Below are 6,403 nucleotides of genomic sequence, written 5' to 3' on the forward strand. Positions count from 1 at the left end.
GATTTGTCTTATATTATCTCCTGATTAAGGTGATTCCCAATCCTACCGAAAGCAATCCGTAAAGTTATCCAGAATAGAACAAATAGGAAAAATATGGAAAATGTTTCTGATTTTAAAACTTGAGGAATGAATGGCATTATTGCAAATATCTGTCGGGAAGTTGTTTGAGCAAGAATGAAGGCGAACAGCCCACTGCTCAGATCGATTAAGAAGATCTGGAATATTGTGAGTGAAGGTCTCTTTGCTTTGGCAATTTCCTCTTCGATCTTCAATTCCTCATCGGAATGTGGTTGTCGTCCTCTAAAGACAATTATCTTTGAGACCGTCGGATGGACACCATATATTTCTAGTACTCTCTGGCTTGGGCAGTCCGGTTTGATCACTGTTGTGATAATATCTAATGCAAAAAATCCTACGAGCCCCATTATGCCCAGAGCTATCTTCATATCGAGGGCTGAAAGCCTTATCCATAACATGAAGAACGATGGCACCATAATGGTTGAAATTGGAAACCATGTGTTCATTCTCCGACTGGAATACATGTCCACTAATGCTTCAGCCAAGACAATCTCGCCGTTCTCTTTTTGAGCGAGTATATTTCGCACTGTGACCTCTGAGATCGCCATTGCAGTAAATCTTAGAGTTGAAAGTGTTACAAGACATGGTTTTGCTGTCACATAAAGCCAGACCTCGAAATTTTTCTCAAGCCCAACATGTTTGCTCGTCCGGTCGAGAAGTTCTTGAAACTCTTCATTCTGATATGGTACTCGGAATTTTCTTCTTTGGTATGTGGACATCATCAAAATACTAACTACACCGACTATGGTGATGACGATCATTTTGAGCAATAGATCAACAAGCTCGTTTGGATTCCATGGCTTCTTGAACAAAAAGTCTGGTGCCGTGAATGCTAAAATGATCATAGAAATCTCCAACGTTGCTTCTTCCCGAAGAAGAAAAGGCGTATTTTTTCTGATCACAACCAAGTCCTCTTCTTCCGAAATGCATTGTAGACTTGACCCCATATCCGAGCCCCTCCTGTGAACTATATGATCGCCTTTAATTTGTTACGTTTTATTTTTCTCTTCTCAGCAAGTGGATACCAGTGATCTCGTGATAGGTGAACCATTTGGTTCAAGCAATCGATTTTTTTTTACAAAAATAGCACGTTCTCAATTTTGGGATCTGTGTGAAAAGTCCTCTCCCGTCACACTCTAGGAAGTTGAGCCGCTCGATGTTGTGCAAGATCACCTTCATCAGAACCTCGTGTCGTTGTTCTCGGAACCCTCGTGAGGTCAGGTTTCCACCGAATCGCATCTTCATCATCCCGAAGACGGTTTCGGCCAGGCTCCGTTGCCCGCAAGCGTGCCTGACCTTCCGGCCCTCTAGGTCGTGTCGATACTCCCTGATCAACTCCTTATAGCCCCGGTAGCCGTATTCGCGACCGGTCCGTCAGCCTCCTCTTGGATTCGATGGCAGGGTATGCCCCGCGGTCATGGAAGTACTGGACGTTCGCCTGCGAGAAGTACGTATGTCTTATCTACATAGACCCGTTCGAGCTGCTGCGATCAGACGTGCCATAGGGGGAAACTTGTTCCTTACCGAACTTGATGGATGGAGATTACGATTTATTAAAGAAATACCATTTCATTTTGGGATTCCATTAGATCGTATATAATGAGTTTTATCTTACAGAGATCAGTCCAACAGGCCTCTGGCTTTTTTTGTATAGTAATTAATGTTGCCGTAGAAACATGGAATCAAGCGAATACAGAGTTCCATAGTATTTTGCAACTATTAGTTTAATCAGTTTATCTCCATTAAGATCTCCAAGAACTGGTGAGGCAGTAGAATCTTTAAAGATGCCTAGGAGCGTTTTTTCTCCAGTTGCCCCATCCAGAACATAGAGGTGTCCTGCCAGTGTCATTATGTAGATCTCAATGATGCCATCATTGTCAACATCCATCAGAAATGGGTTGGTCCAGATGACTGAGTTTCCTCCAACTAAGGTGGTCGTCCATTTTAGTCTTCCAGTACTTAAGTCAAGGCTTCGTACTATGTCCTCGTTGGAACCAAAAACAACTTCTAATTTACCATCACCATCAATATCAGCAACTGCCGGAGAACTACACACACCATATTCTGTTGTGAAGTTCCAGAGCAGAGAACCATCACTACCATTTAAGGCATAGAGCCCATTGTAAGGTCTGTTTGTGGTCCCACCAGAGCCACATTGTCCAAAAAGCACGATTACAGTATCATTTGAAAGTTTTGCAACTGCGGGTGACGAATCGGAAATTGCCATAGACATATTTTGAGCAAGATAATCACGATATCGCCATACAAGTTCTCCTGTTGCCGCGTTTAGACAGTAAAGATAGCCGTCATAAGTACCAAAAATCACCTCAAATTGATTGTCCTTATTAACGTCGGCCACAGTGGCCATTGTTGTTACTCCTTCGTCAAGGTAAACTGAAGTAGGTTCATCTGTTGTAAAATTCCACAAAAGTGTTCCATTTGATGATATTGCGTAGAAGGACCTGCCTTTTCGACCCCCTTCTGTGGTGTATCTAGGAAACTCTCCCATAAAAATCTCCTGGCGCCCATCCCGATCTACATCAAACGCTATTGGCGGATTCCATACGGCCCCATTAGTAGCAAAACGCCATTTTTCAGCAGGGATCATAGTTTTTGTGGATGGTAACTGCAGAGAAAAACCACTGGATCCTAGCTGAGGCCCAGTTAAGTTTACAACAAATTTCCAATGCAAATTTTGTGAGACCGTTGCCTGTGTATTTACTACGAGGTCGCCGATGTCAATGCGCGTTTCAGTCCCCATGGTGCCATTCACGAAAATAAATGATATAACAAAAACACATAACAACTTGTAGGTCTTACTGCTGGGAATTTTTCGTTCAATTCTAAACACAATATTTCTCCCCATTTTGTTCATAATCAATGCCCGAACCTCAAATATTGAGAAATTCTCCTACAAAACCATGGACTTTCTCATACACTTATTCTCCTATCTGCTATCGTATCTTCTTGTTTATAATATGAGATAGACATTTGATTTGAGATTTACTACCAAACTCTAGCAGTAACACAGCTAGCAGTAACACAAATCCGTTTCTGGAAGACCAGCAGACTCAAAGTTGGATGGAGATCGACGATTTGCATAATCTGGGCTATGATGGTGATGGCGAAACTATTGCCATTATTGATAGTGGACTTTATCCACACAGTTACTTTACTAGTACCCCCCATACACAAGAGAAAATTAGAAGAAAATACAGAGCAGAAGTCCTTAGGATGTTTGGTTCCTATGCCCGTGGTGAGCAGAGTGTGGAGAGTGATGTGGACATCTTGGTGAGATTCAGAGAAGACGTCACTCTCTTCGACCTGGTGGGGCTTAGAATTCTTAGAAACAAAATTGGGGATTAAAGTGGATATTGTCTCAGAGAGAGCCATAAGACCGGAACTGAGGAGGAAAATCCTAGAAGAGGTTGTATCCTTATGAAACGTGATCACAATCTATTCTTGGTGGACATTCTAGATGCAATCGTAGCTATCGAAAAATTCGAAGGAATGGATTATGAAAAGTTTGTTGGGGATGACAAGACTTCAAGTGCAGTCATTAGAAAGTTTGAGATTTTGGGGGCGACATCAAAGAGTATTCCCACGAGCATCAGGCAAAAGTACCCACAAATCCCATGGAAAAGAATGGCATGGATGAGAAAATAGACTAATTCATGCATATTTTGGTGTTGATCACAAGCTGGTATGGGACGCGATTAATGTTGAACTGCCACAAGACAAATCAGAATTGTTGAAAATTCCAAAAAAATTAGATGTATAAATGGACAAGATCACATCCTTGAACACACGAAATAGGTGAACGTCCTGTCCAATTGAATGCCCCGTCCAGTTTTTCGAGCAATTAAAAAATAAACTGTATGTCACAAGTATGTTTAATGATTAATTTAAGTGAAATAAGAGCTAGAATAAGGCTTATGCTGACAAAGACGACTATGGTCCTCGTGTTTATAGGACGGAGTAATGTTCATGTCAATAGATAAGATAAAAACTCAAATCGAGAATGTAGTTGCATCGGTCATTCTATCGAGGCCAATTGATCTTGACTTAATAGTTGCAAGATTTCCAAAAGTGGAATATGACCCCGAGCAATTTCCGGGTCTCGTCTTTCGTTTAACTAATCCAAAGACTGCCACATTAATCTTCAGCACAGGGAAGATGGTATGCACGGGAGGAAAGAACATCACTGAAGCGAAGAGAGCAGTGCGAAAGATTGTAAAAGAGCTAAATGAGGCGGATATCAACATTCCTGGTAGACCTATCATCAATGTGCAGAACATAGTTGCTAGTGGCGATCTTGGTGGCTTTCTCAATCTTGAACTCGCCGCCATGACACTTGAGAACTGTATGTACGAGCCAGAACAATTTCCCGGACTGATATACAGAATGAGAGATCCCAAGGTCGTAGTGTTACTCTTTAGCTCGGGCAAGATTGTAATTACTGGTGCAAAGACTGAGGAGCAAATTCCTGAGGTCGCCCGGAAAGTCAGAGACCGAGTAGTTGAGTTAGAAATTATGCAGGATTCCGATGATATTGAGGTCTAAATAGTTCGATTTGTGAATTTATCACTGGAATGGTATTTTTCGACGAAACAGAAGATCAAGAATGTCTGCATAGACTATGGCCTTTGCGCGATACGCTCCAATGCGATCGTCCTACTGCCCGAACGGTGTGGCCTCTTCACCCTCTATGATCACCGTTCTCCTATCGAATTTCAATTCCATGCAGTGGTTGTAGCATTTGTCAGTTCCATGCAGTAGGTTTCATCCGTAGGATTCGCGATTCGAAAAGGATCGGTGTTTAAGAGAACGCACTGGGCAAAGACGAAAGGCCCTGAATCCGAGTTCGTAAAACGTATTTCTCTTGTTGCTGCAATGTATATTGAACTCGAGAAAAAATTCGGTCAAGAGAAGGCATTCGAAATCGTGAGAAAGATTGCAGTGCCTATTGGCAGCGATGAGCAGTGGGAACACCTCAAATCCATGGATCTCGCGGGCCTCGGGCCTATGGGCCGTCTTATGGCGTTTCACGACCTCATGGATCTTAAGGGCGCACCCCGGCTTAATACACGTGAATATATCGAACAGAATGACAACACCTGCCACTTTGTGATCACGCGGTGTATATTCCACGAGTTTTTTGTGGAAACGGGTACACCACAACTCACACAGTTATTCTGTGAGGTCGATCGGGAGTTTTTCCCGAACGCTTTTCCCGAGTTCGAGTTCCACCGCAATGGTTCATGGCAGAATACAATTGCCTACTGTATGGTAACAAAACATTTGGGACGGTGAGAGTCACAGAAGATGATCACTTTGAGTGAAGTGATTAGAAATGATCTCTTCGGTGACTCTCAGGGAAAAGATTGTGCAGCTTGCACTTAAGAGGTCTGTCTCTGAGGCGGCGGTGATCTATTCTGTTGCTCGTTCCACCATCTATCGCTGGCTCCAGGCCTACTCTGCTCATGGTCGTACCGGCCTCGTGCCTCGTTCCACCGCCCCTCTCAGACCCCGGACTGTGCTTCAGCAACACCTCATTCGCAAGATCCTCGCGCTTCGCAGGCGCTACCACTATGGTCCTGTCCGGCTCGCGGCCGTCCTTGCGCGGCGTCAGGGGGTCTCACTCTCTCATATGACCGTCTATCGCCTCCTCAAGCGAGAGGGGCTGATACGCGCGCAGCGCCAACGCCGTCGGCGACGGTATAGGGCCTGGTCACGAGAACGCCCCAACGAACTGTGGCAGCTGGACTTCAAGGGACCGTACTGGAGAGGCGGGCGGCGTGTCTGGCGGCTGGATGTCATCGATGACGCCAGCAGGTATCTGCTGGCCAGTGTCGAGTGTGAGCGCGCCAGTTCCAAGATGCTGCTTGAGACCATGAGGCGGCTGGTCACGAAGTACGGGCGCCCGCTACAGGTCCTGACGGACAACGGGGCAGTGTTCGCGTCGGTGAGAGGAGGCCTGAGCGCCTTCCAACAGTGGTGTATCACCATGGGGATCCAGCACATCCGGGCAAGGAGATGCCATCCGCAGACCCTGGGGAAGGTGGAGCGGGTCCACCGGACGATCGACGAGGAGCGGGAGCGGCTCGGGCTGTGCCTGGAGGAGTACCTGGAGTACTACAACAAGGAGCGGCCGCACACCTCCCTGCTGAACCGGGTGCCGGGGGAACTGTACTGGAGTGTGAGGAGGATCCAGAGATGAGAGAGGCGAAGATAAAAAAGGAGGAGTCCCAAAAGTGGTGGTACAAAGTCCTACATCTTCTGTGATTCCACACATCTCCTAATAACTAGAAAGAGTTATAATTTG

The 6,403-nt window shown here is 45.2% G+C and carries 7 protein-coding genes and 1 pseudogene; 5 read left to right on the top strand and 3 right to left on the bottom strand.

Annotation, left to right across the window (positions count from 1 at the left end; translation table 11 throughout):
• Nucleotides 1-8: 8 nt before the first annotated feature.
• Nucleotides 9-1,025, bottom strand: coding sequence for a hypothetical protein (locus K9W43_14115; GenBank protein ID MCF2138363.1), 1,017 nt, complete (start codon nucleotides 1,023-1,025; stop codon nucleotides 9-11).
• A 710-nt stretch (nucleotides 1,026-1,735) separates the two neighbouring features.
• Nucleotides 1,736-2,953 (bottom strand): PQQ-binding-like beta-propeller repeat protein, encoded by a 1,218-nt coding sequence (locus K9W43_14120; protein MCF2138364.1) that lies wholly within the window; start codon nucleotides 2,951-2,953, stop codon nucleotides 1,736-1,738.
• A 206-nt stretch (nucleotides 2,954-3,159) separates the two neighbouring features.
• Here K9W43_14120 and K9W43_14125 point away from each other — a divergent pair, with 206 nt between their 5' ends.
• The 3 genes and pseudogenes from K9W43_14125 (at nucleotide 3,160) to K9W43_14135 (ending at nucleotide 4,641) form a co-directional block, all read left to right on the top strand.
• Nucleotides 3,160-3,444 (top strand): nucleotidyltransferase domain-containing protein, encoded by a 285-nt coding sequence (locus K9W43_14125; GenBank protein MCF2138365.1) that lies wholly within the window; start codon nucleotides 3,160-3,162, stop codon nucleotides 3,442-3,444.
• A gap of 72 nt (nucleotides 3,445-3,516) precedes the next feature.
• A pseudogene (locus K9W43_14130) lies at nucleotides 3,517-3,859 on the top strand (DUF86 domain-containing protein).
• Between the two features lie 206 nt (nucleotides 3,860-4,065).
• Nucleotides 4,066-4,641 (top strand): TATA-box-binding protein, encoded by a 576-nt coding sequence (locus K9W43_14135; protein MCF2138366.1) that lies wholly within the window; start codon nucleotides 4,066-4,068, stop codon nucleotides 4,639-4,641.
• 21 nt (nucleotides 4,642-4,662) lie between these two features.
• Here the strand turns inward: K9W43_14135 and K9W43_14140 are convergent, their stop codons facing one another.
• Nucleotides 4,663-4,743: a hypothetical protein gene (locus K9W43_14140; protein MCF2138367.1), complete on the bottom strand. Its 81-nt coding sequence runs from the start codon at nucleotides 4,741-4,743 to the stop codon at nucleotides 4,663-4,665.
• 150 nt (nucleotides 4,744-4,893) lie between these two features.
• On the opposite strand from K9W43_14140, the gene K9W43_14145 reads away from it, so the two are divergent.
• Complete coding sequence (locus tag K9W43_14145; protein MCF2138368.1) at nucleotides 4,894-5,391, top strand: L-2-amino-thiazoline-4-carboxylic acid hydrolase; 498 nt, start codon at nucleotides 4,894-4,896, stop codon at nucleotides 5,389-5,391.
• A 52-nt stretch (nucleotides 5,392-5,443) separates the two neighbouring features.
• On the top strand, nucleotides 5,444-6,298 hold the full coding sequence (locus K9W43_14150; protein ID MCF2138369.1) for a DDE-type integrase/transposase/recombinase: 855 nt from the start codon (nucleotides 5,444-5,446) through the stop codon (nucleotides 6,296-6,298).
• Nucleotides 6,299-6,403: the final 105 nt, after the last annotated feature.

This window comes from Candidatus Thorarchaeota archaeon, assembly GCA_021498125.1.
GTDB lineage: Archaea > Asgardarchaeota > Thorarchaeia > Thorarchaeales > Thorarchaeaceae > B65-G9.